21 protein-coding genes are annotated in these 23,897 nt (G+C 71.3%); 10 read left to right on the forward strand and 11 right to left on the reverse strand.

The genetic code is table 11. From position 1 onward, the window contains the following. Positions 1-44: 44 nt before the first annotated feature. Entirely contained in the window at positions 45-665 is a 621-nt protein-coding gene (locus LGR69_RS24725; protein ID WP_230367661.1) for a YqgE/AlgH family protein, read from the reverse strand. 428 nt (positions 666-1,093) lie between these two features. Here LGR69_RS24725 and LGR69_RS24730 point away from each other — a divergent pair, with 428 nt between their 5' ends. Continuing rightward, entirely contained in the window at positions 1,094-1,573 is a 480-nt protein-coding gene (locus LGR69_RS24730) for a peroxiredoxin (RefSeq protein WP_230367662.1), read from the forward strand. Between the two features lie 70 nt (positions 1,574-1,643). Here LGR69_RS24730 and LGR69_RS24735 read toward each other — a convergent pair whose 3' ends face one another. Then, complete coding sequence (locus LGR69_RS24735) at positions 1,644-2,402, reverse strand: restriction endonuclease (RefSeq protein ID WP_007560334.1); 759 nt, start codon at positions 2,400-2,402, stop codon at positions 1,644-1,646. Positions 2,403-2,499: 97 nt separating this feature from the next. Next, positions 2,500-2,922 carry a Ros/MucR family transcriptional regulator gene (locus LGR69_RS24740; RefSeq protein WP_007560331.1) on the reverse strand — a complete coding sequence of 141 codons (423 nt, stop codon included), beginning with the start codon at positions 2,920-2,922 and terminating at the stop codon, positions 2,500-2,502. A gap of 477 nt (positions 2,923-3,399) precedes the next feature. Between LGR69_RS24740 and LGR69_RS24745 the strand changes: the two genes are divergently transcribed. Then, on the forward strand, positions 3,400-6,075 hold the full coding sequence (locus tag LGR69_RS24745; RefSeq protein WP_230367663.1) for a bifunctional acetate--CoA ligase family protein/GNAT family N-acetyltransferase: 2,676 nt from the start codon (positions 3,400-3,402) through the stop codon (positions 6,073-6,075). A 323-nt stretch (positions 6,076-6,398) separates the two neighbouring features. Here the strand turns inward: LGR69_RS24745 and LGR69_RS24750 are convergent, their stop codons facing one another. Both LGR69_RS24750 and LGR69_RS24755 read right to left on the reverse strand, forming a co-directional pair. Next, entirely contained in the window at positions 6,399-6,716 is a 318-nt protein-coding gene (locus LGR69_RS24750) for an AbrB/MazE/SpoVT family DNA-binding domain-containing protein (RefSeq protein ID WP_230367664.1), read from the reverse strand. Between the two features lie 118 nt (positions 6,717-6,834). Continuing rightward, the gene (locus LGR69_RS24755) at positions 6,835-8,439 is read right to left on the reverse strand and encodes a L,D-transpeptidase family protein (RefSeq protein WP_230367665.1); all 1,605 of its coding nucleotides are present in this window, start codon (positions 8,437-8,439) and stop codon (positions 6,835-6,837) included. Positions 8,440-8,651: 212 nt separating this feature from the next. On the opposite strand from LGR69_RS24755, the gene LGR69_RS24760 reads away from it, so the two are divergent. Beyond that, complete coding sequence (locus tag LGR69_RS24760) at positions 8,652-9,821, forward strand: acyltransferase family protein (RefSeq protein WP_230367666.1); 1,170 nt, start codon at positions 8,652-8,654, stop codon at positions 9,819-9,821. A gap of 132 nt (positions 9,822-9,953) precedes the next feature. Here LGR69_RS24760 and LGR69_RS24765 read toward each other — a convergent pair whose 3' ends face one another. Further along, entirely contained in the window at positions 9,954-11,138 is a 1,185-nt protein-coding gene (locus LGR69_RS24765; protein WP_230367667.1) for an endo-1,4-beta-xylanase, read from the reverse strand. 194 nt (positions 11,139-11,332) lie between these two features. Between LGR69_RS24765 and LGR69_RS24770 the strand changes: the two genes are divergently transcribed. The 4 genes from LGR69_RS24770 to LGR69_RS24785 all read left to right on the forward strand — a co-directional run bounded on the left by LGR69_RS24770 (position 11,333) and on the right by LGR69_RS24785 (position 14,919). Beyond that, positions 11,333-12,175, forward strand: coding sequence for an SDR family NAD(P)-dependent oxidoreductase (locus tag LGR69_RS24770; protein ID WP_122162007.1), 843 nt, complete (start codon positions 11,333-11,335; stop codon positions 12,173-12,175). A 443-nt stretch (positions 12,176-12,618) separates the two neighbouring features. Then, positions 12,619-12,906, forward strand: coding sequence for a GIY-YIG nuclease family protein (locus LGR69_RS24775; protein ID WP_091864002.1), 288 nt, complete (start codon positions 12,619-12,621; stop codon positions 12,904-12,906). Between the two features lie 216 nt (positions 12,907-13,122). After that, entirely contained in the window at positions 13,123-14,595 is a 1,473-nt protein-coding gene (zwf, locus tag LGR69_RS24780) for a glucose-6-phosphate dehydrogenase (RefSeq protein WP_091864001.1), read from the forward strand. Positions 14,596-14,718: 123 nt separating this feature from the next. After that, positions 14,719-14,919 (forward strand): hypothetical protein, encoded by a 201-nt coding sequence (locus tag LGR69_RS24785; RefSeq protein WP_007560314.1) that lies wholly within the window; start codon positions 14,719-14,721, stop codon positions 14,917-14,919. A 186-nt stretch (positions 14,920-15,105) separates the two neighbouring features. Here the strand turns inward: LGR69_RS24785 and LGR69_RS24790 are convergent, their stop codons facing one another. Then, positions 15,106-16,602, reverse strand: a complete 1,497-nt coding sequence (locus LGR69_RS24790; protein ID WP_230367668.1) for an OpgD/OpgG family glucan biosynthesis protein — start codon at positions 16,600-16,602, stop codon at positions 15,106-15,108. A 295-nt stretch (positions 16,603-16,897) separates the two neighbouring features. Between LGR69_RS24790 and mdoH the strand changes: the two genes are divergently transcribed. Further along, on the forward strand, positions 16,898-18,838 hold the full coding sequence (gene mdoH / locus LGR69_RS24795) for a glucans biosynthesis glucosyltransferase MdoH (protein ID WP_230367669.1): 1,941 nt from the start codon (positions 16,898-16,900) through the stop codon (positions 18,836-18,838). Positions 18,839-19,077: 239 nt separating this feature from the next. Next, positions 19,078-19,737, forward strand: a complete 660-nt coding sequence (locus LGR69_RS24800; protein WP_007560308.1) for a L,D-transpeptidase — start codon at positions 19,078-19,080, stop codon at positions 19,735-19,737. A gap of 53 nt (positions 19,738-19,790) precedes the next feature. Here LGR69_RS24800 and LGR69_RS24805 read toward each other — a convergent pair whose 3' ends face one another. The 3 genes from LGR69_RS24805 to LGR69_RS24815 all read right to left on the reverse strand — a co-directional run bounded on the left by LGR69_RS24805 (position 19,791) and on the right by LGR69_RS24815 (position 21,041). Continuing rightward, positions 19,791-20,117, reverse strand: a complete 327-nt coding sequence (locus LGR69_RS24805; protein ID WP_230367712.1) for a cupin domain-containing protein — start codon at positions 20,115-20,117, stop codon at positions 19,791-19,793. Between the two features lie 195 nt (positions 20,118-20,312). Further along, positions 20,313-20,540, reverse strand: coding sequence for a hypothetical protein (locus tag LGR69_RS24810; RefSeq protein WP_230367670.1), 228 nt, complete (start codon positions 20,538-20,540; stop codon positions 20,313-20,315). Positions 20,541-20,618: 78 nt separating this feature from the next. After that, complete coding sequence (locus tag LGR69_RS24815; protein WP_230367671.1) at positions 20,619-21,041, reverse strand: gamma-butyrobetaine hydroxylase family protein; 423 nt, start codon at positions 21,039-21,041, stop codon at positions 20,619-20,621. A gap of 81 nt (positions 21,042-21,122) precedes the next feature. Here LGR69_RS24815 and moaA point away from each other — a divergent pair, with 81 nt between their 5' ends. Next, positions 21,123-22,181 carry a GTP 3',8-cyclase MoaA gene (gene moaA / locus LGR69_RS24820; protein ID WP_230367672.1) on the forward strand — a complete coding sequence of 353 codons (1,059 nt, stop codon included), beginning with the start codon at positions 21,123-21,125 and terminating at the stop codon, positions 22,179-22,181. A gap of 262 nt (positions 22,182-22,443) precedes the next feature. Here the strand turns inward: moaA and radA are convergent, their stop codons facing one another. Further along, entirely contained in the window at positions 22,444-23,880 is a 1,437-nt protein-coding gene (gene radA, locus LGR69_RS24825) for a DNA repair protein RadA (RefSeq protein ID WP_230367673.1), read from the reverse strand. Positions 23,881-23,897: the final 17 nt, after the last annotated feature.

The raw sequence follows: 23,897 nt of genomic DNA on the forward strand, positions 1-23,897 counted from the left end.
CGTCCCGATCCGAAAGCCGGCGGTCGCCCGTTCGGGACGCCGCCTCAGGCCCGCCCGGCACTCATCGACAGCATGGCCGGGTCGATGCCGTTGGCCCGCAGCGCCAGCTCGTACTTGGCCTCGAGGTCGGTGTCGAAGATCAGCGCCGGGTCGGCTGGGCAGTTGAGCCAGCCATTGGCCATGATCTCGCTCTCGAGCTGCCCCGCCTGCCAGCCGGCATAGCCCAGGGCCAGCACGGCACTCGCCGGCCCCTCGCCGCTGGCGATGGCCCGCAGGATCTCGACCGTGGCGGTCAGGCAGATGCCGTCGTCGATGATCAGCGTCGATTGCTGGATGTGAAAATCGTCGGTGTGGAGCACGAAGCCGCGCCGGCCCTCCACCGGGCCGCCCATCAGCACCGGCATGTGCCCGACCCGCTCGCGCAGCCGGATTGCGTCCGCCTCCGGGGCGACGTCGAGCTGGACCAGCAGGTCCGGCATGCTGATGTCGGTGGCCGCCTTGTTGACGATGATGCCCATCGCGCCGTCGGCCGAATGGGCGCAGACATAGATCACCGAGCGGGCGAAGCGCTCGTCGGCCATCCCGGGCATCGCCACGAGGAACTGGCCGTCGAGGAAGCTCGAGCCGGTGAGCGTGGAATGCGTGGGCGACGCTGGGTTCGGCATGCGCGTATGCTACGCGGCCGCCGGGCCTTGTCCAGCGGACAAAGCGCGCGGGCCCGTTGCCGGCGCCGCCCCCGAAAGGCGCTGTCGAATCTGCGGACGGATCGCTATATTTCTCGGCCTTCGGGCCTTGGACCGCGCGCAGGCCCGATCCGGCCGTGAGAGGGAGGCGTTCCCTGGCGGAAGCGGCATCACCGGCCGCCTTCGGCAGCGCGGCGCAGCCGCCCGGATCCACCGGGCAGCGCAAGCGCATGGCCGCGGCGGCCAAGCTCACGGCGCGGCTTTCTTCGGCGCCGGCGCCGCCTTCATCAGGCTGCTCGGCGCGTGACGACCGCCGCCGCCCCGTCCTCGACAGGCCCGGCCCGCCACGCTAGGTCAGGCGCGATTGTTCAGCGCGCGATCCGAGCGCGCGTCAGCTGAAGGGACCCGCGATGATCCAGGTCGGCGACCACCTGCCCCAGGCGACCTTCCGGGTGACAGGCCCCGAGGGCCCGATCGCCCGCACCACCGACGACGTGTTCAAGGGCCGGCGCGTGGTGCTGATCGGCGTGCCCGGCGCGTTCACGCCAAGCTGCCACCGCAACCACCTGCCGGGCTTCGTCGCCAAGAAGGACGAGATCCTGGCCCGCGGCGTCGACGCCATCGCGGTCACCAGCGTCAACGACGTGTTCGTGCTCGACGCCTGGGCCAAGGCGAGCGGCGCGGAGGGCCTCGAATTCCTGGCCGACGGCAATGCCGATTTCGCCAAGGCCATCGGCCTCGAGATGGACGGCACCGGCTTCGGCCTCGGGATCCGCTCGAAGCGCTATGCGATGCTGGTCAAGGACGGCGTGGTGAAGATCCTCAACATCGAGGAGACCCCGTCGAAGACCGAGGTCTCCGGCGCCGAGGCGCTGCTCAAGGTTCTCTGAGGTCGTCGGGGCCCCGCCCCGATCCCCGCCAAAGGGCCTCGGCCCTTCGGGATCCCGGGACCTGATTGCGCTAGCTCCGGTGCGCGCCGGCGAGGTCGATGTCGTCCAGGGCGTCGTGGTGCAGGAGCAGCACGCCGGTCGCCGCCGCCAGGCGGCGCGCCGCCGGCGTGAACCCGGCATTCGAGACCACCGCGGCCCGGTCGCCCGCCCAGTAGCGCAGGGCGGCCGCCGCCTCCTGCACGGCGGCGTTGCCCACCGGTTTCGCCAGCCGCTTGCACTGCACGATCAGGCGCAGGCCGTCGCGCACCGCCACGATGTCGGCGCCCTGGTCGCCGCTCGGCGGGGTCCGATGCGCCCGCCACCCCGCCCGGGCCAGGCGCTCGGCGCAGTAGCGCTCGTAATCGATCCCGTCGCCCGGCGCCTCGTCCTCCTCGGGCAGCGCGACGGCCGCCGCTTCCGCCTCCACGATCGCCAGCATCCGGGGGCGCTCCGACTCGGCGAGGTCGGCAAAATGCGGCCCGATCTGCGGCAGGACGGTACGGTCGAGGAAATACGCGCGCTCCCGCAGCCAGCCATCCTCGATCCGGTTGCCGTAGGCGTCGCAAAAACTCTCCTGCCGCCGCCGCAGCGCGAGGGTCTCGGCATGGGCCCGGGCGATCCGGCGCACCCGCGCCCGGAACCGCCGGGGCCGCCCGAGATGGCGCATCAGCACCAGCGCGAGGGCGAGCCCCGTGGCCGCGAAGGCAGGCGGTCCGTACCAGAGCCCGAACGGGCAGCCGATCGCGGCCGTCCAGAACAGGCGGGCGACGGGGTTGGGCTTGCCGGGCATCGGATCTCGGGTCGCGGATGAGCCCGTCGACCCTGGCAAGCGCCCCTTGCCCGATGCTGAATCCCGGCGGGAAAGCTGTGGATGCCGGCCCGCTTACCTAGCCCGTCTGGCCCTTCCGGCGCTGGTGGCCGAGACCCATGCTCTTGGCGAGGCTGGAGCGCGCGGCGGCATAGTTCGGCGCCACCATCGGGTAGTCGGGGGCGAGGCCCCATTTCTCCCGGTAGGCCTCGGGCGTCAGGTTGTAGTGGGTGCGCAGGTGCCGCTTGAGCGACTTGAACTTCTTCCCGTCCTCCAGGCACACGATGTAGTCGGGCTGGATCGAGCGCCGGACCGAGACGGCCGGCCGGAGTTCCTCCGCCGGTGGGGCCGCGGGCTGGCTCAGGCCGTGCAGGGTCGCGTGGACCGCGGCGATCAGCCCGGGCAGTTCCGGCGCGGGCACCGGATTGTTGCTCACGAAGGCCGACACGATGTCGACGGACAACGTGAGATAATCCAGGTCCTCTCCGACCGTGGCATCCATTCCGAAACCTCCCATCGCTTCGTCTCGGCCGCCATCGTTCGGCGTGTGCCGGCCGGAATCTGTGTCTGCTGAGGCTGATACAGGCCTATAAAGGCGCAGGTACTATGGTGCGATCAATATAAGGGCAAGACCAAATTATAAGTCCTCACAACAGCCGACCTGGTCGCGGCGTGCTTTGTCGTATACTGTGCAGAGCCGGCTAGAAGGCTCGCCGCCCAAGTGGAGGCCGGCCCGGCGCGCGAACGCGTCGCAACACGGGTTTGGCGCCGAACCCGGTCGCATCGGGGCCCGGATCGGTTCCGGTGCCCAGTGGGCGCCGCGGTATCGGTGCATCCGGGCGTTGCACGCGCGGGAGATTGTGCCATCTGGTAGGGCGACGGGTGCGCCCGCGGGCGGGGCGCCGCACGCCCCGGCCGCGCGCGTCACCCCGGGCGAGGGGCACCCCATGCGCGCGCACAGATTCAAGCCTTCGGCGCCGTGAGCACCTACCGCTTCGACAAGCTCCTGGCGCCGCGCTCGGTCGCGCTGGTCGGGGCCGTGGCGCGGGAGGGCTCCCTCGGGCGCAGCGTGCTCGACAGCCTGCGCCGGGCGGGCTTTCCCGGCGCGATCCTGCCGGTCCAGCCCGATCACGATTCCGTGGACGGCCTGCCCTGCGTGCCGCGGGTGGCCGACCTCACGATGGTGCCGGATCTCGTGCTGATCGCGGTGCCGCCGCCGAGCGTGCCCGAGGTGGTTGCCCAGGCCGCCGCAATCGGCGCCGGGGCGGCCGTGATCCTCACCGCCCGGCTCGGCCGCGGGCCGGACGATCCCGGCCCGGTCGCGCACCGGATCGCCCGGGCGCAGGGCCTGCGCCTCCTCGGACCCGACAGCGCCGGCCTGGCGGTGCCCGGCGCCAAGCTCGATGCCAGCCTGTTCGCCCACGCCCCGGCGGCGGGGGACCTCGCGCTGGTCTCGCAATCCGGCACGGTGGCGGCCGCCATCGTCGAATGGGCCGCCCGGCACGGGACCGGCTTCTCCGCGGTGCTGTCGCTCGGCAGCGTCCTCGATATCGGTGTGGCCGACTGCCTCGACTATTTCGCCGCCGATTACCGGACCCGGGCGATCCTGCTCTGCCTCGACCGGGTGGCCGATGCCCGCCGGTTCATGTCGGCGGCCCGGGCGGCCGCCCGCGCCAAGCCCGTGGTGGTGCTGCGCGCCGGCCGGCACCGCCCCGACACCCGGGCCGCCGTGACCCATACCGGCGCGCTCGCCCGGCCCGACGCGGTCTATGCCGCGGCCTTCCGGCGGGCCGGCCTGCTGGCCGTGCAGGATCTCGACGGAATGTTCTCGGCGGTCGAGGCGCTGGGGCGCCAGCGGCCGTTCCCGGGGGACCGGCTGGCGATCCTGACCAACGGCCGCGGCATCGGCCTGCTCGCCGCCGACCGGCTGACCGAGCGCGCCGGCATCCTGGCGCAGATCCCCGAGATCGAGGGGCGGGCGCCCGGCAACCCGATCGACCTCGGCATCGATGCCGGCGGCCCGGCCTTCTCGGCCGCCCTGGAACCGCTGCTCGCCGACCGGGCGAGCGACGCGGTGCTGGCGATCCACGTCCCCACGGTCCGGTCCGATGCCGGCGCGGTGGCCGGGGCGATCGCCGACACGGTCAAGCGCGCCCGCGCCGGCCAGACCCGCAAGAAACCGGTCTTCGCGGTGTCGCTCGGCGATGCCGAGGCCGCGCGTGCGGCCTTCGCGCAGGCCGGCATCCCGCATTTCACCACCGATTCCGAGGCGATCGAGGGGTTCCTGCATCTCGTGCGCTACCGCGAGGCGCAGGACGACCTGATGCGCACGCCGGATTCGCTGCCGCGGGACTTTTCCCCCGACATGGCCCGGGCGCGCTCGATCATCGCCGCCGCCCTGCGCCAGGGCGCCGCCTGGCTCGATCCGATTGCCGTGAACGGGCTGCTGGAGGCCTACGGCATCCCGACCGTGCCGATCACCCTCGCCCCCGATCAGGACGCCGCCGCGGCCGCCGCCTGGCCGATCATCGCGGCGGGCGGCACCGTGGCGCTCAAGGTCGTCTCGCCCGACGTGGTGCACAAATCCGATATCGGCGGCGTCCATCTCGACCTGACCAGCGAGGCCGATGTCCGCGAGGCCGCGCGCAGCATCCTGGCCCGCGCCCGCCGGGAGCGGCCGGATGCAAGGGTTACCGGCTTCGCGGTGCAGCCGATGGTCCGCCGGGGCCAGCGCCGGGAGCTGATCGCGGGGCTTGCCGAGGACGCGGTGTTCGGCCCCGTGGTGGTGTTCGGCCGGGGCGGCACGGCGGTGGAGGTGATCGACGACCGCGCGCTGGGCCTGCCGCCGCTCGACCTCGCGCTCGCCCGCGACCTGATCGGCCGCACCCGGGTCGCCCGGCGCCTCGAAGGCTACCGCGACGTGCCGCCCGCCGATATCGGGGCGATCGCCCTGACCCTGGTGAAGCTGTCTCAGCTCGCCGCCGACCTGCCGCAGGTGCGCGAGCTCGACATCAACCCGCTCTTGGCCGACGAGACCGGCGTGCTGGCGCTGGACGCACGGGTGCGGATCGGGCGCGCGGAGCGGGGTCGCCACGGCCGCGGCCACCCGCGCTTCGCGATCCGTCCCTATCCGGCCGAATGGGTCCGCACCCTCAAGCTCAAGGACCGGACGATCCGGGTCCGCCCGGTGCGCCCCGAGGACGAGGGCCTGTTCCTCGCCTTCTTCAAGGGCCTCGACCCGGAGGACCTGCGGCTGCGCTTCTTCGGCCCGGTGCGCGAGTTCAGCCACGCCTTCCTGGCCCGGCTGACCCAGCTCGACTACGCCCGGGCCATCGCCTTCGTGGCCACCGAGGTCGACCCGCAAGGCGGCGAGCGCATGCTCGGCGCCGTCCGGCTGCACGCCGACGCCAACCATGAGAGCGGCGAATACGCCATCGCGGTCGGCCGCGACGCACGGGGCACCGGGCTCGCCTTCGCGCTGATGCGCCTGATGATCGACTGGGCCCGCTCCGAGGGGATCGGCCGGGTCGAGGGCATGGTGCTCGCCGAGAACCGCCCGATGCTGGCCGTCTGCCGCCGGCTCGGCTTCACGCAGGGGCGGGACCCGGAGGATCCGGGGCTTGTGACTGTGAAGCTGGAGCTTGGGGTGGGGTAGGGGGGTAGCGCCCGATCGGCATCGTCTTTTCGGATTGGACCCTTCGGTCCGTTTCCGGTCGCGACGGCACGGGCCATAGTAGCATGGCGAGTGAAGAGGATCGGGCGAACCGGCTATGCAGGCTGAGATACGCTGCACGGTTCATCCCACCCCCCATCCCTCATCCTGAGGTGCCGAAGCAGAGCGGAGGCCTCGAAGGAGCCCTCCAGGGATCGCAGAGGTTTCTGGAGGGCTCCTTCGAGGCCCAGCGATCTTCGATCGCCGGGCACCTCAGGATGAGGGGGTTGAGTTGGAGAATCGCCGAGGCGTCGAGGACGAAGGCTTCACTCACGCGCCGCCTCGGCCCGACGCTCCGCGATCAGCTCGTCGGCCAAGCTCCGATCGGCCGGGGCGAAGTCGCGGACGATAGCCTGCGCTTCCCTGACTGCTGCAGACAAGGAGCGGACCCGCAGACCGTCCTCGGCCAATTCCACCATGACGGTGTCACCGATCGAAAGCCCGAGTTCCCGCCGGAAATCGGCGGGGATGACGAGCGTCCCGTCAGCCTCGATCTTTGCCAACTGCGAAGCCATGCCGAATTCCGCATCGCGGCCCGACACATATCCCGTCCGCATCGCCGGACGCTTGCCGCGCGCCGCCATGATGCCCGATGACGGCGCGAAAGGAAAAGTCCTGTCCGGTCAGCGCGCTGCTGTCCAGGCCGCGTGAGGTGTATCACCGCGACGGCCTTCCTAAGTTGCCCGGTGAATGAGCCGCCTTTCAGCGCGGCGGCTGGGACGCGTCCGGGTTCAGGCCCTCCAGTGCCGGCTTCACCGCCGTCACCTTGCTGGCCGCCGGCTTGGCAGGAGCGGGCTTCGCCGCGGCCGGCTTGGGCACAGCCGGCTTGACCGCCGCGGGCTTGGGCATCGCCGCGGGCTGCGCGGCGCCGGCCGGGGGGATCGCCCCGGTGGCGGCGGGCTCCGGTGCCGGGGGCGGCGTGTCGAGGTTGTAGATGTCGTCGCGGAAATGCGCCTTCCCGTCCGGGGTAGCGTAGCCGGTGAGGTACACGAAGGTCACCGGCACCGGCTTGACCAGCTTGATGTCGCGGCGCTCGCCGTCGGCGATGCCGGTCTCGATCTCGATCGGGCCCCAGCTCGTGCCGGGCCCGTTCGGGCCGTCGGTGCCCTGCAGCAGCCAGCCGACCAGCTCCTTGACCTGGCCGACCCGGACGCAGCCGTGGCTGTGGAAGCGCACGGCGGCGGCGAACAGCGATTTGGCCGGGGTGTCGTGCATGTAGACGGCAAAGCGGTTCGGCATGTCGATCCGCACCTGGCCGAGCGAATTGTCGAAGCCGGAATCCTGGCGCAGCGTGTAGGCCGCGGCCTTGTTGCCCGCCCAGTCGATCTTGGTCGGATCGACCTCGCCGCTGGGGCCGAGGATGCGGATGTGGTTCCGGGCCAGATAGCCCGGGTTCTTGCGCATCTGCGGAATGATCTCGTTCTTCACCACCGAGGCCGGCACGGTCCAGGTCGGGTTGAAGTTGATGTCGGTGATCCGGGTCTCCACCGTGGGTGTCGCCTTGTCGGGGGAGCCGACCACGGCGACGTAGCGGCGCGCCACCGCGCCGTTCTCCACCGCCTCGACATTCGCCGAGGGGATGTTGACCACGACGTAGCGCTCGCCGAACGGGAATTTCGACCCCATCAGCCGGGAAGCGGAAGCCGCGAGCTGGCGCTGGCGGGTGGCGGCCGGCACGTTCAGGGCGTTGATCGTGAGCCGGCCCAGGATGCCGCTGTCGGGCAGGCCGTGGCGCGCCTGGAACGCCGCGATCGCGGCGATGAGCGGCGGGTCGAGCCGGTCGCTGGGCGGCGCGTCCACCGGCAGGTCGCCGGTCAGCGTCAGGTGGTGGCGCAGCGACGGGATCGCCGGGCTGCGCTCCCCGGGCTTCAGGCGGATGAGGTCGTCGGGCAGCCGCTCCCAGCCGCCGGCCTCCGCGAAGGCGGCGTAGCGGTCGGCGACCTTGAGCGTGTCCAGGAAGGTGCGGGCGGTGAGCGTCGGGGTCGGGTCGGTGGAGACCTTGGCGTAGACCAGCGGCGCCGGCTCCCGCGATTTTTTCGGCGTTTCCGGCGGCTTGGCCTCGGAACTCTTCGCCTCAATCGGACGGGGCTCGGGATTCTTCGCCGAATCCTGGGGCTTGGGCTCGGCATTCTTCGACGGATCGGGGGCCGGCGGCACCGCCACCGGGACGGCGAGCGGCGGGGCCGGCGCAGCCGCGGGTCCGGCCGGGGTCCCCTGCGCCAGCGCGCCGATGGGGCCGCCGAGTAGCGCCAGCACCGAGAGACCCGCGCCGAGGCGGGCGGACAGGCGGAAACGGGCCGGGACCATACACAACACTCCCGACGGCGCCCGGGGCGGCGCGGTCGGGCGGGATGATGGGGCGGTACGGTTACCAATCTCCTCCGATGGATCGCGCTGGCCGGGACCGGTATTCACCATCCGGCGAGGGGCGCTGCGCCCGGAGCCGTCCGCCGATATCGGTTGGCGCGGAAAGGGCGCACCCTGCGGGGCCGTGCCGTGAAGGACGATCAGCCGCCGCCATGCCGGATTCCGGATCCCAGCGCACCGGGGACGTCCCGAGTGCGATGCCGTACCTGCCCCAACTCGACGGGGTGCGGGCGCTCGCCATCCTGATCGTGTTCGCAGCCCATTGCGGCTACAGCCACCTGGTGCCGGGGGGCTTCGGCGTCACGGTGTTCTTCTTCCTCAGCGGCTACCTGATCACGACGCTGCTGCGGATCGAGCGGGGGCGCACCGGCACGGTCTCGCTCGCCGCCTTCTACCTGCGGCGCAGCCTCCGGATCCTGCCGCCGCTCTACCTGACGCTCGCGGCCACCGGGGCGCTCTACGCGGCGAGGCTGCTCGACTGGATGCGGGTCGAGCCGGCGGCCGTGCTCGGCCAGGTCCTGTTCCTGACCAACTATCCCGGCCTGTTCGGCACCGAGGCGGTGCTGCCGGTGCCGCTGTGGAGCCTCGCCATCGAGGAGCATTTCTACCTGGTCTTCCCCGTGGCCTACCTCCTGTGGCTGGGGCGCTTGCAGCCGCGCTGGGCGGCGCTGGCCTGCCTGGGGATCTGCGCGGCGGTGCTGGCGATCCGCTGCGTCAACGTCTGGCGGCTCCCCGATTACAGCCTGAACTATTCCTGGACCCACACCCGCATCGACGCGATCCTGTTCGGCTGCTGCCTCGGCCTGTGGAACAACCCGGTGATCCCGGCCGACCGGGCCTGGCGCCCGACGCTCTGGCCTGTCGCCGCGAGCCTCGCGGTGATCCTGCTGACCCTGGCCGTGCGCGATCCCGCCTTCCGCGAGACCCTGCGCTACACGCTCCAGAGCGCGGCCCTGTTCGTGCCCTTCGCCTATCTGCTGCACGGGGAGGGCTGGGCGGTGCGGTGGCTCTCCGCCCGGCCGATGCGCCAGCTCGGCCTCTGGTCCTACAGCTTCTACCTCGCCCACATGGCTGTGGTGGCTTTGGTGCTGCACCTGGCGCCGGGCCTGCACGGGCTGACGCTGATGCTGGCGGCCTTCCCGCTGACCCTGCTCTGGTGCTGGGGGATGTACGGGCTGGTCGAGCGCCCCTGCGCCCGCCTGCGCCGCCGGCTGCTGGCGGACCGCCCGCCGGAGCCCGTTCTCGGGACCGTGGGGCGCTCACACGATCCCATGCGGAGCGCGACACGGCCCCCTCTCCCGAGCGGGAGAGGGTTGGGGTGAGGGATCAGGATCTTCCGGAAAGGGCACGTCCCTCACCCTGTCCGTCTCCCGCACGGGAGAGGGGACCCGCGCCTCGTCCGGCGCCTCCGGGTGGTCCACTAACCTCTGAAGACCGGCAAAACCGAACCGGCATCACCCCCGCCTGAGTCTTTCGCGCGCGGCCGCATGGTCCGGCGCCGCACGGAAACAGGCCTGCATCGCGTGCCAGAGCGGCTTGCGCCGGAACTGCGCGTCGAGCGGCAGCGCCCGCTGGGGCAGCCCGTCCGGCCGCTTGCGGTAGACGTGATCGTTCAGCCAGGTGTCGGGGTCGTAGATGTCCCAGGTGAGCACGTCGAGCAGGGCGGGCTCGGCCAGGACCACGTCGAGGTAGCGGCGGGCGAAATCGGCCACCATCCGATCCCGGGTCGGCACGTCGGACGGGAAGGCCCGGTCGTCGATGTCGAGCTCGGTGACCGCGATCCCCAGACCCATCTGGCCGATCTCGTGCAGGAAGCGCCGGAGCTGGCCCTGGTCGATCGGCACCGTGCTGGTCAGGTGCGATTGCAGCCCGAACCGCCGGATCGGGACGCCGCGCGACCGCATCGCCTCGAGCTGGCGCAGCACCTTGGTGCGCTTGGCCTCCATCCAGGGCGCGCCCTGCTCGACCGCGTCCTCGTTCCAGGTGCCGGCGGCCGCCGGGTCGGTCTCGTGCAGGATCCGGAAGGCGCGGTCGACGTAGCCGGGCCCCATCGCGGCGAGCCAGGGCGAATCGCGCAGGCCCCCGCCCCGGTCGGGATCGGCCTCGTTGCCCAAAATCTCGTTGACCACGTCCCAGGCGACGATCTGCCCGCGGTAATGGCCGGCCACGGTCTCGATCCAGCGCCGCATGAAATCCTCGGCCTGGACCGGGCTCGCCCGGCCGAGCAGCGGCACGACCCAGGGCGGCAGGGCGGCGTGCCAGACCAGCGTGTGCCCGCGCATCCGCTGGCCGTTGGCCCGCGCGAAGCGCAGGATCGCGTCGCCGCGGGCGAAATCGGTGCGGCCCGGGGCGGGCAGCACCTCCTCCATCTTCATCTCGGTGCCGCAGACCAGGATCCCGCATTCCCGGGCCACGGCCTGCCGGTAGGCCGGCGTCGCGTCGAACCGATGGAACGGCACCTCGCAGCCGTAGAGCAGCCCCTTGGCGGCCGCAGTGGCCTGAAGGCTGTCGGCCGACCAGGACGGCTTGCCGAGCGGCCCGAAGCCGGAGGGCGCAGCCCCCGCAGCCGTGGCGAGGCCGGCGCAGGCCGCCCCGGCGAGGAGAGCCCGGCGGCTCGGCAGGCCGGGGGATGGGGTCATGCCGGGTTCTCGGTTCGAGGGCTTCGAGGGAGCGTTCGCCGCGGGCGTTATCAACGCCCGGAGGAATACCATTTCCTTATGCGATCGCCCCAGTTGCCATTGGCGCTGGCAGCGGACCGATCACGCCGGTTCCAACTCGCCTTCGGCCCCGACCCGCCCCATCTTCGGGACGCCATCCAGCCGAGGACCGACCCATGAGCCAGCATCCCGCCATCAGCCCAGGCCGCAGCGCGGTCGTCACCGGGGCGGCGAGCGGCATCGGGCTCGCGGCGGCGAAAGCCTTCGCGCGGGCCGGCATGAATGTCTGGCTCGCCGACCTGCCCGGCCAGGCCCTCGAGGAGGCCCACGGCGCGGTCGCCGAGCTCGCCGCCGTCGAGGTCCGGGCTTTACCCACCGACGTCTCGGACCGGGAGGCCGTGGAGGCGCTCGCGGCCCATGTCGCCAAGGCCGGCCCTCCGGCGGTGGTGATGTTGAATGCCGGGATCGAGGCCGGCGGAAAACTCTTCTCCGATGCCGAGACCTGGACCCGGATCCTCGCCACCAATCTCGGGGGCGTGGTCAACGGCATCCACGCCTTCGCGCCCGGGATGATCGCGGGGGGCAAGCCCGGGGCGGTGATCGTCACCGGCTCGAAGCAGGGCATCACCACGCCGCCCGGCAACGCGCCCTACAACGTCTCGAAGGCGGCCGTGAAGGCGGCCACCGAGGCGCTGGCCCACGAGCTGCGCACCCGCGAGGGCTGCCGGACCACCGCGCACCTGCTGATCCCGGGCTTCGTCTATACCGGCCTGACCAAGGCAAGGGGCGTCGCCGAGAAGCCGGCTGGCGCCTGGACGCCGGAGGAGACCGTCACCTTCATGCTGGAGCGGCTGGAGGCGGGCGATTTCTACATCCTCTGCCCCGACAACGAGACCACCCGGGCGCAGGACGAGAAACGCATCGCCTGGGCCGCCGGCGACATCATCGAGAACCGGCCCGCCCTGTCGCGCTGGCATCCGGACTTTTCCGAGGCGTTCAAGCGGTTCATGGCGGGGTGATCGCAACCGTCCTTGCGGGCGGAGCAAGGCAACCCAGGGCTTCGCGAGCGAAGATGTTTCGAGCGAGGATGGAAGACGGATCGTACTGAAATCCCGCTTTGGGGCAGCGTCACTGTCGGCGGGAGCGCTCCACCTCGCATCTCACCTGCGCCTCTCCGCATCCGTTCCGTCGAGCGGAGCGATGTGCCGCGCGGAGCCCTGGGTTGCTTCGCTGCGCTCGCAATGACGGTGGATGCTCTCACGCCACCAAGAAATTCCTGAACGCCCCCGGGCCGAACCCAACCCACCAGCGTGGCGCAATCCAGCGGCGGCAAGCTCGCGCAGCAGCGCAAGCCTGAAACGCCTCGCGCGACGCGCTATGACGCCCACCCCGTCATTGCGAGCGGAGCGAAGCAACCCAGGGAACCGCGCGGCCGATCGTTCTGCTGGACGGGACTGCCACCATGCGCGCGCCGGCCGTCTACATCATGGCCAGCCGCCGCAACGGGACGCTCTATACCGGCGTCACCGCGGACCTGTCCCGGCGCGTCTACGAGCACCGCGAATCCCTCCATCCCGGCTTCACGCGCCGCTACGGATGCAAGCTCCTGGTCTGGTACGAGGGCTACCCGACGATGAACGAGGCCATCGCCCGCGAGAAGCAGATCAAGGGCGGCTCCCGGAAGAAGAAGCTCGCCCTGATCGAGGCGATGAACCCGGATTGGTGCGATTTGTATCCCGGCCTTGCGTGACGCTCTTATGCGCAGCGGTTCCCTGGGTTGCTTCGCTGCGCTCGCAATGACGGGGCGCGGTTCACGGCCGGTGCATCGAGCCGCGACCGTTCCACAAAGGCATGCGCCGCGGGCCTTGCTGACGGCCGCCCCTCGTCTGGCGAAGCGTTTGCACCCAGGTTAGGTCAGTGCGGCGCGCCGCGCTGCAACCGCGCACGACACCAGGGAGCCGCTCTTTTGGCCACGATCATCCCCGTTGCCTCGTTCGACTGCGTCGTGTTCGGCGCCACCGGCGATCTCACGGCGCGCAAGCTGCTGCCGGCCCTGTTCTACCGGTTCCGGGACGGGCAGATCCCGGAGACCAGCCGAATCATCGGCGCCTCGCGCTCGGACCTGTCGGCCGACGCGTTCCGGGAGCACGCCCGGGACGCGCTCAAGCGCTTCGTGCCCGCCTCCGACCTGACGGAGGACGTGCTCCACAAATTCCTCGACCACGTGGATTACGTGGCGGTGGACGGCGCCGGCGAGAGCGGCTGGGCCGACCTCGCGGCCAAGCTCGGCGAGCGGCCCGACCAGGTGCGGCCCTACTACCTGGCGACCTCGCCGGACCTCTACGGCTCGATCTGCCGCAACCTCGCCGACCACGGCCTGATCGGGCCGAAATCCCGGGTCGTGCTCGAGAAGCCGATCGGCAAGGATCTAAAATCCGCCCAGGCGATCAACGACGCGGTCGGCGAGGTCTTCCCCGAATCGCAGATCTTCCGGATCGACCACTATCTCGGCAAGGAGACGGTGCAGAACCTGCTGTCCCTGCGGTTTGCCAACACCATCTTCGAGCGGCTCTGGACCTCGGACGTGATCGACCACGTCCAGATCACCGTGGCCGAGACGGTGGGGGTCGAGGGCCGGGCCGGCTATTACGACACGTCGGGCGCCATGCGCGACATGCTGCAGAATCACATGCTGCAGCTCCTGTGCCTGACCGCCATGGAGAGCCCGCTCAACCTCGAAGCGAACTCCGTGCGCGACGAGAAGCTGAAGGTGCTGCGCGCCCTCAAGCCGATCACCGCCCACGACATCCAGACCGTGACCGTGCGCGGCCAGTACGTGGCGGGCGCCGTCGACGGCAAGCCGGTGGAGGGCTACCTGACCGAGCTCGGCCACGAGAGCCGGACCGAGACCTTCGTGGCGATGAAGCTCGAGGTGCAGTCCGGGCGCTGGGCCGGGGTGCCGTTCTACCTGCGCACCGGCAAGCGCCTGCCCCAGAAGCTGTCCGAGATCGTGGTCCAGTTCCGGGCCTCGCCCTTCTCGATCTTCCCCGAGGAGGCGTTCGGCCGCGAGCCCAACCGCCTCGTCATCCGCCTGCAGCCACAGGAGGGCATGAAGCTCGAGGTGATGACCAAGGATCCGGGCCCCGGCGGCCTGCGGCTGCGCCCGACCGACCTCGACATCTCCTTCGAGGAGACCTTCAAGCAGCGCTACCCGGATGCCTACGAGCGCCTGCTGATGGACGTGGTCCGGGGCAACGCCACCCTGTTCATGCGCCGCGACGAGGTCGAGGCCGCCTGGGCCTGGGCCGACGGCGTGCTCAAGGCCTGGGCCGACCGCCCGGAGGCGCCGCGGCCCTATCCGGCCGGGAGCTGGGGGCCGACCGCCGCCATCGCGCTGATCGAGCGCGACGGCCGGACCTGGCACGAGGAGCTGCGGTAACACCGCGCCCCGGCTTACGGCCAAGCTGCCTTGATGCGGTCAAGCCGGATGCCGAAGCTGCCCCATGCCGCCGGTCACCGCCCCGCGAGAGGGCGGGCCCGGCCTCGCACGAGGGATCATCGCATGCTGGACTCGAAGCAGGATTTCGCCGTCTCGGCCGAACGCCGCCTGGAGCGCTCGGTCGACTCCGCGTTGCGCGTCATCGCGGCCGCCCATGTCGAGCGGCAGGCGCCGCCGGTCTACGCCGCCCGCCGCCGCCTGAGCGAGGTCTACGGCGCCACCCGCCTGGCCAAGCGCCTGGAGCGCGAGCGGCGCAGCGCCTGAGGGGTGTTAGGCCCCGCGCCGGCGGATCGTTCGCGAGATTGGCGCGGGTCCCCTCTCCTGGAGGGAGAGGGACAGGGTGAGGGGTGTAACCTCTCCGGATAGGTCTTGATCCTCACCCCAACCCTCTCCCGCACGGGAGAGGGGGCGCGTCGCGATCGGAACGGACCGATACGCGAACGCTGTAGGTCACACCACCGCGTCCCAGGTCTCGCTCAACGGGGTCGTCCCGCGCACCAGCCGCGCCCGCAGGACGATATCCCCCGCCGGCATCGGCTGCGGCGGGCGCCACTCCACGTAGATGCGCCAGCCGCCGGTCTGCGGCACGAAGTTGGCCACCGGCTCGTGGAGCGTGCCGGCGCTGGCCGAGACCTCGGCGGCCACGGCCTCGTCCGCGCCCTTGGGCAGGGACGGCCCCTCGAAATCGATCACGCAGAGCCGCCGGGCCGGGTTCGGCGGGTCGGTCGGGCGCAGGCGCTCGGCCGAGCCGAACCGGGTTTCGGTGACCCGGGCCAATGCCGGTTGCGGGATCGCCTCCGCCGGTTCCGCCCCCACGGTGGTCAGCGTGTAGCCGAGGCGCAGGGCGGCGCCGGGCTGCACCGGCGCGGCCGGCACGTAGGCCGCCACGATGTTGTCCATGTACTCTTCCGCCGAGGGAATCTCGTAGAGCTGCACAGCGCCCTCCGCGAAGGCGCCGCCCGGCTCCGGCGCGACCCACAGGCCCGGCCGGGCCTCCTGGCGCGCCTCGACGTCGAGATACGCGGCAAAGCTCCGCTCCCGCTGCAGCAGCCCGAACCCCCCGAGGGGCTTCGCCGCGAAGGCCGAGATCTGCGGCTGCTTGCGGCCGTTGATGAGGGGCCGCCACAGCCGGTCGGCCGCGGTGGCGACGCAGAGCCCGTCGGAATCGTGCACCTGCGGGCGGAAATCGTCGAACGGCTTGGCGTCCCGGGCGCCGGGCCCGTTCTGGCCGTACAGGAACATGCTGGTGAGCGGCGCGAGCCCCAGCCGCGGGATCGGCTTGCGGGGATAGAGCGCCGCCGTGACGGCGATCCGGGCCGGGTCGCCGGGGGTGATCACGAACCGGTAGGCGCCGGAGACGCTCGGGCTGTCGAGGAGCGACAGCACCGTGAGGCTGCGCGCCTCCGGCTCGGGCTCGCACAGCCAATGGGCGGTGAAATCGGGAAACTCCTCCCCCTCCGGTGCGCCCGTGCCGATGGCGAGGCCCCGGGCCGAGAGCCCGTATTCCTGGCCCGCGGCGCGCAACCGGAAATAGGAGGCGCCGAGAAACACCAGAAACTCCTCCTGGAAGCCCTTGGGCCGCCAGGCCGGCGTCTCCGGGAAGGCGTAGTGCAGGCGGAAGCCCGCGAAGCCGAGATCGGCCGGAAAACTCTGGCCGGCGAGCCGCCCGCCGAAATCGAACAGCCGGCTCTCGTAGGGGATCGGCCGGGCCGGGCCGCCGCGCGGCTGCAGGTAGAGCGCCACGCGCTTGCGCTGCAGGAAGCCGCGGTGGAACAGCTGCGCGCTGAAATGGCGGCCGAGATGGAGGCTCTCGGCGGGCCGGAAGACGATGTGGCGATAGCCGTCGTAGTCGAGGCCCGCGAGCGCCGGGGGCAGGTCGGTGGGCGGGGCCGCGTAGGGCGCAGCCGCGCGGCGCTCGGCCTCGGCCGACAGGGTCTCGAAGGTCATCGCACCGTCCTGCGCGGCCCCGGGCGCCGGGCCCTGCGGCTGAAGCGCCGCCCCGGCCCATGTTCGGGCGCCATTCAGATCTATAGCGCTAGGTACAATACTGCCGGCAGCCGCGGTCAGGACGGTTCTGAGAACGCGGCGCCGGGAGGGGGGATCGATCCGTTCGGCCTCCGGCTGCCTGTGCGGCCGGGTCGGCTGCGTGTCCTCGTCCCGCATATCGGTGTCCACGCTCATCGGTTCCCGCCCGCCCGCGGCGAGGCAGCCGGCAGCCTTCCACGGTCGAGTTCCTCGCGCCATGTCCTCACGGGTCACCTCCTCCGCCGAGCGGCCGCACCGGAACGCCCATCCGGGCGCTCCCGATCCCGAGATCGTGACGAGTCCGGCCACGCCGCTCGAACCCGAGGCCTGGGCCGGCGGCAGCCGGGCCCTGCTGGCCCGGCGTCTCGCCCTGGCAATCCCGAGCCTCGCCGCCGCCGGCGGTCTCGCATGGCTGGCCGATCGTGCCTACCCGGCCGGCGCCAGCCCCCTGGCCTGGACCATCCTGATCCTGTTCGCCCTGGTGATGGGCTGGCAGGCTTTCGTCGCCTGCCAATACGTCTACGGGCTCGTGGCCGCCCTCCTGGGCGACCGGGCGAAGTCGGTGCTGGAGCGCCGGTCCGAATCCGCCCTGCGACCCGCCGCCGGGGCCGGGCGCACCGCCGCCGTGGTGGCGATCCATGCCGAGGACGCGGTGGCGGTCTTCGCCCGGCTGCGGGTGATGGCCCGCTCGCTGGCCGATGCGCAGGCGCAGAGCATCGATATCTTCGTCCTGTCCGACACGCGGGACGGGGCGATCGCGGCGGTGGAGGAGCACGAATTCGCCCGCATCCAGGCCTGGGCTGAGGCCGACCCGGCCCTGCCGCGGATCCGCTACCGGCGCCGGACCGAGAATACGGGCCGCAAGGCCGGCAATATCGGCGAGTTCTGCCGCAGCTACGGTGCGGATTACGCCTACATGATCGTGCTGGATGCCGACAGCCTGATGACCGGCGCCGCCATGACCCGGCTCGTCCGCCTGATGGACGAGAGCCCCCGCACCGGCCTGATCCAGACCGTCTCCTACGCGGCCGGCCGGGACACCCTCTTCGCCCGCATCCAGCAATTCGCCGTGCGCCTCTACGCGCCCCTGGCGTTGCGCTGCCTGGAGACCTGGCAGGGCCCGGAGGGCAGCTACTGGGGCCACAACGCCATCCTGCGGATCGAGGCCTTCGCCGAGAACGCGCAGCTTCCGGTCCTGCCGGGCCGGGCGCCGCTGGGCGGCGAGATCCTCTGCCACGACATCGTCGAGGGCGCCCTGATGGTCCGCGCCGGCTGGGAGGTGCGCCTGCTGCCCGAGATGGGCGGCACCTGGGAGGAGATGCCCACGAACCTGATCGATCTGCTCGGACGCGAGCGCCGCTGGTGCCAGGGCAACCTGCAGCACCTGCGGGTGCTGCCCTGGGCCGGGCTGCATGGCGCGAGCCGCTGGCACCTCGCGGTCGGCATCCTGGCCTACGGCATGCTGCCGCTCTGGATCGCCTTCCTGGGCCTGGCCTCCTGGCAGGCGGCCCGGACCGGCGATCTCGGCTTGCTCGCCTACGGCTTGACCGGTCACGGCGCGGCCGCACACGGCCTCGCCGTCCTCAGCCTCGCCGTGCTGGCCCTGCCCAAGGTCCTGAGCCTCGGCCATGTCCTGGTCTCGCCGGAGCGCCGGGCTTCCTTCGGCGGCGCCCGATCGCTCCTGGCCAGCGCCGCCCTGGAGCAGGTCGTGTGGGTGTTCCTGTGGCCGGTCCTCACCCTGTTCACCGCCGGCGCCGTGGTCTCGACCTTCCTGGGCCGGGTGGTGCGCTGGGAGACCCAGGATCGCGACGACCGGCAGGTCTCCTGGGCCGAGGCGTTCCGGCTCCAGGCCGACGCCGTGGTGGTCGGGGCGCTGATCGTCTTCGCCCTGGTCTGGGCCGGCAATGCCTGGCTCGGCCTGTGGCTGGCCCCGCTGGCCCTCGCGCTGCTGGCGAGCCCGGCCCAGAGCGTCTGGACCAGCCGGGCCGATCTTGGCCGCGCCGCCCGCGCCCGGGGCCTGTTCCTCACCGCCGACGACACCGCGCAGGCTCCGGAACTGGCCGAGCTGGCGCAGATCCGCGGCCTGCCCGCCGTCCCCGCGCTCATCCGCACGGCACCGCTGGAACCGGCCATCTGGCTCGCCGCCGACGAGGCGTGAGGTCTCGGCGGCCGGGCAGGTCGGGACACGCCCGACCGCCCAGAGCAATCCCGCGGTTATGGCTAAGCTGCCACAGTGTTGCCATCCCGTCACGGAGGGGCGGAACCGGCTAAGCGTGGCGGTTTCCGGCTTGGATTTGGGACGCGAGCGTTTACCCCTTGGCGAGGATCGGCACGGCATCGTGCCCCGGTAATTCGCCGCGTTCCCAACCCATTTCGCGCCTGCCCCGAGAGGCTTTGATGCGTCGTTTCCTTCCCGCCCTCGTAGGGCTCATCGGCGCGGCCGCCTGCGCCGCGCCGGCACTGGCCTACGAGATCGATCCGTTGACCCGCCAGCCGCTGAACGATGCGCTCACCGTGCGGGTGCGCCCGCAGGCGGTCGAGACCGTCGCGGTGCCGGTGGCCAACGCCTCGCTCAACCCCGCCGACCCGCTCGACGCGGCCGTGCCGCAGATGTCGGCGATCCCGCGCGAGACGGTCGCCTATAACGGCCCCTACGGCGCCGGCACGATCGTCGTCTCCACCGCCGAGCGGCGGCTCTACTACGTGCTCGGCGGCGGCCAGGCCCTGCGCTACGGCGTCGGCGTCGGCCGCCCGGGCTTCACCTGGGGCGGCGTGCAGACCATCACGATGAAGCGCGAATGGCCGGATTGGCGCCCGCCGTCGACCATGCTGCGCCGCCGGCCGGACCTGCCGCGCTACATGAAGGGCGGCATCGAGAACCCGCTCGGCGCCCGCGCCATGTATCTCGGCGGCTCGATCTACCGGATCCACGGCTCCAACGAGCCGGAGACCATCGGCACCGCCGTGTCCTCGGGCTGCATCCGCATGACCAACGACGACGTGACCGACCTCTACACCCGCGCCAAGGTCGGCACGAAGGTCGTCGTCCAGCGCTGATTTCTTTCGGACCGTTTCGGTGAGGGCCGGCCGCGAGGTCGGCCCTTTTGCGTTCAGGCGTCGGGCAGCGTGACCAGCGCGTCGGGGCGCTTCACCTCGATCTCGATGAACGCGATCGGGTGCTCCGACCCGTTCATCACGTCGTGCCGGATGCCGGCCGGGCGCATGTAGGATTGCCCCGCCGCGAGCGCGGTCTCGCTGACCGCCGCCCCGTCATGGACGCGCAGCACGCCGGCCACCAGCATCACCACGAAATACGGCCAGCCATGCTCGTGCCAGCCGGTCACCGCCCCGGGCGGGAAGTCCCAGCGGGTGATCCGGACCGTGGCATCGTCCTGCTGGACCGTGGGCAGAGCGGGGATCGTGCAGGTGAAGGCCATGATGGCTCCGGGGCTGGTGCTGTCGATCAACGAAGATCCAAATCGCCCCCTCATCCTAAGGCGCCCGCGTCAGCGGGCCTCGAAGGAGCCCTCCAGAAGCCTCGGCGAATCCTGGAGGGCTCCTTCGAGGCCTTCGCTACGCTTCGGCACCTCAGGATGAGGGGGCGGTTTGGATAGCCGTGGTGAGGTCGGCCCTCAAAGCCCGTGCTTCGCCCAGATCGCCCGGATCTGCTCATCGGACGCGAAATCACGGCGTGCTGCCTGGGCGCGTGAGTCCGCGAAAGACGCCTCTTCCTCCGGGGTGAGCCGGTAGACAGACTCTTCCTCCCCGGCGAGGCGCAGGAGAACGCTGGCCAACTCGTCCTGAGCTTCGGATGGCAGCGTGCGTACGCGCGCGATGGCTCGGTCGAGAAGCTCGGTCATGCCGTCATCGTGCGTCAGAATCATTGCCGAGAGAAGTCGTCCTGGCTCGGAAGCTTCCGAGCCTCTGACCATTCGCGCTCAATGGCAGCCGCACGAGCCCGAGCCGCAACCGCCGCTCTGCTTGGCCGGGGCGGAACGCGCGGTCTCGCGGTCGAGCCCGCGTTCGGCCAGCTCGGACAGGTAGGTCTGCCAGCGGGATTCGTATTCGCGGCCCAGCGTGTGCAGGTATTCCCAGCCGTAGATCCCGGTGTCGTGCATGTCGTCGAAGCCGAGCTTGACGGCGTAGTTGCCGATCGGCTCTACGGCCAGGATCGCCACAGCGCGCTTGCCGCCGATCACCTTGCGCTCCAGGGGCGAATGGCCCTGCACCTCGGCCGACGGGCTCGATATCCGCAGATACTCCGCCGGCAGGGCGAAGCGCGACCCGTCCTCGAAGGCGACGTTGAGAACCCGCCGATCGGCCGACAGGCGGATCTCGGTGGGCCACAGATCCTCGTTCACAGGTCACACTCCTCAAGCATTCCGGGATTGCGGCCCGGGGTCGGCTTGCCCACGACCGTATCGGGCATCATATGCTCAATCATGCTCGATGACATCTCCAGCACGCCGCAGGGGTTTACGGCCGAGGCGCCCCGCGCGCCGTCGCCCGCGCCGCTGATCGATCCGTTCCAGCGGGCGATCTCGTATCTGCGCATCTCGGTGACGGATCGCTGCGATCTGCGCTGCGCCTACTGCATGTCGGACAACATGCAGTTCCTGCCCAAGCGCGACCTGCTGACCCTGGAGGAGCTGGACCGGCTCTGCGGGGTGTTCATCGCCCGGGGCGTGCGCAAGCTCCGGATCACCGGCGGCGAGCCCCTGGTGCGCCGCGACATCATGCACCTGTTCCGCCGCCTGTCGCGCCACCTCGATTCGGGCGCGCTGGAGGAGCTGACGCTGACTACCAACGGCACGCAGCTCACGCGCTACGCCGACGAGCTGGCGAGCCTCGGCGTGCGCCGGATCAACGTCTCGCTGGATACGCTGGACGCAGGCAAATTCCGGGCGATCACCCGCCGGGGCGATTTGCCGGTGGTGCTCGACGGCATCGCGGCCGCGCGCAAGGCCGGCATGAAGGTCAAGATCAACGCGGTGGCGTTGCGGGACGTCAACGCCGACGAGATCCCTGACATGATCGCCTGGGCCCACGGGCTCGGCATGGACATGACCCTGATCGAGGTGATGCCGCTCGGCGAGATCGAGGCCGACCGCACAGACCAGTTCCTGCCTCTCTCAGTGGCGCGGCAGCGCCTGGAGAGCCGCTACACGCTGACACCGTTGTCCGACCGCACCGGCGGCCCGGCGCGCTACGTCCGGGTCGAGGAGACCGGCGGCAAGCTCGGTTTCATCACGCCGCTGACCCACAATTTCTGCGAGAGCTGCAACCGTGTGCGCCTGACCTGCACCGGCCAGCTCTACCTCTGCCTCGGCCAGGAGGATTCGGCGGATCTGCGCGCCGTGCTGCGCGCCTCCCCGGACGATGCCGTGCTGGCCGCCGCCGTGGTCGAAGCGATCACCCGCAAGCCCAAGGGCCACGACTTCGTCATCGAGCGTCAGCGCCCGGCCGCGGTGCCCCGGCACATGAGCGTGACCGGCGGGTAGCGCAACGCGTTCTCCTCCCCTTGGGAGCCACGGGCGCAACAGGATTCGATCGTCGTTGTGATTGTACCGTGGAGGCGGAAAGCGCGGGTCCCCTCTCCCGTGCGGGAGAGGGACAGGGTGAGGGGTGCGACCTCTCCGGAAAGTCCTGATCCCTCACCCCAGCCCTCTCCCGCACGGGAGAGGGGGCATGTCGCGGCCTTCACAAGCCGCCGCGCGCTTCAAATTGCCTCGTCCGTCGCCGCGAGCAAAGCGACAGCCAAGCCTAAACCTCCTCATCGGCGTAGCGTGATTGCGCCCGCCCGCGCTGCCCGGAGCCCTTCCGCGGCGCGCCGGCGCTGATCCCGGCGACCAAATCGGCGATGTGCCGCAGGGTCTCCACCGAAAGGGCCTTGTCGCCCTCGCCGCGGCCCTGCGGGATCAGCGCCTTGGCGAATCCGAGCTTCTGGGCCTCCTTGAGCCGGGATCCGGCCTGGGCCACGGGGCGGATCGCTCCCGACAGGCCGATCTCGCCGAAATAGACCGTCTCCGGCGGCAGCACCGCCCCCGACAGGGACGAGACCAGGGCGGCGGCGACCGCGAGGTCGGCCGCCGGCTCGGTGATGCGCAGGCCGCCGGCGACATTCAGATAGACGTCGTGGGTGCCGAGCCGGATGCCGCCATGGGCCTCCAGCACGGCCAGCACCATGGACAGCCGGTTCGGGTCCCAGCCGACCACCGCCCGTCGGGGCATGCCCAGCGAGGAGGGGGCCACCAGCGCCTGGATCTCCACCAGCAGAGGCCGCGTCCCCTCCATCCCGGCGAAGACCGCGGTGCCCGCGGCCTGATGGTCGCGCCCGGCCAGGAACAGGGCCGAAGGGTTGGGCACCTCGGCGAGCCCCGCATCGGTCATCTCGAACACGCCGATCTCGTCGGTGGGCCCGAAGCGGTTCTTCACCGCGCGCAGGATGCGGAAATGGTGGCCCTGGTCGCCCTCGAACGAGGCGACCGCGTCGACCATGTGCTCCACCACCCGGGGGCCGGCGATCTGCCCGTCCTTGGTGACGTGGCCGACCAGGATCACCGCCGTGCCGGTGGTCTTGGCGAAGCGGATCAGCGCCTGAGCCGAGGAGCGCACCTGCGTGACCGTGCCGGGGGCCGATTCCACGGTCTCGGTCCACATGGTCTGGATCGAATCGATGATCGCCAGAGCCGGCGGCCGGCCCTGGCTCAGGGTCTCGATGATGTCCTCGACATTGGTCTCGGCGGCGAGATCCACCGGGCGGGAACTCAAGCCCAGCCGCTCGGCCCGCAGGCGCACCTGCCCCACCGCCTCCTCGCCGGAGATGTAGGCGACCCGCTCGCCCGTCCCCGCCATGGCGGCGGAAGCCTGCATCAGCAGGGTCGACTTGCCGATGCCGGGATCGCCGCCGAGCAGGATCACCGAGCCGCGCACGAAGCCGCCGCCGGTGACCCGGTCGAGCTCGCCGATTCCCGAGGGGATGCGCGGCGCCTCCTTGGTCTCGCCGGTCAGCCCCTCGAGGGGGAAGACCCGGCCGCGGGCGCGGGACGGCCGCGTCGCCACCGGGCCGGACTGGCCGGGCGCGGCGGCCGCCTCCTCGACGATCGTGTTCCAGCCGTTGCACGCCTCGCAGCGACCGCGCCAACGGTTGTAGACCGCCCCGCAGGATTGGCAGACGAAGGTCTGGTGGATCTTGGCCATTCGGGTCCGCGTGCCGC

Source organism: Methylobacterium brachiatum, assembly GCF_020523825.1.
GTDB lineage: Bacteria > Pseudomonadota > Alphaproteobacteria > Rhizobiales > Beijerinckiaceae > Methylobacterium > Methylobacterium brachiatum.